The sequence below is a fragment of the Pseudomonas sp. AC463 genome (assembly GCF_979253585.1).
In genome coordinates, this window is record NZ_CEEDDZ010000506.1 from 1 (window position 1) to 279 (window position 279).

Genomic DNA, 279 nt, shown 5'->3' on the forward strand with positions numbered 1-279 from the left:
GCGCTGGTCGCCGCCATCAGCGCATCCAAGGTATCAGCTCGCGAGGCGGACCGAGCAGGCGGCGGCATAGGCGTCGCACGCGGCGACGTCCTGCCGCTCGCAACCGACCGCGTCGCACAGGATCGACAGCCAGCCATGCACCAGCGCACCACGTTCGCCGCGAGACAGCGCCGAACCGACAAAATGCGCGACGGTGACGGCGGGGTTCAGGCCGTTGCGATGCGCGATCACGCGAATCGCATCGATCGCCGGCGCCAGTTCGCAGGGGCGGGCATAGGG

1 protein-coding gene is annotated in these 279 nt (G+C 69.9%); it reads right to left on the reverse strand.

Annotated features, from left to right (window positions below):
• Positions 1-33: 33 nt before the first annotated feature.
• Positions 34-279 (reverse strand): hypothetical protein (locus AC0IYH_RS31170; protein ID WP_471838068.1); only part of this gene is annotated, 246 nt, incomplete at its 5' end.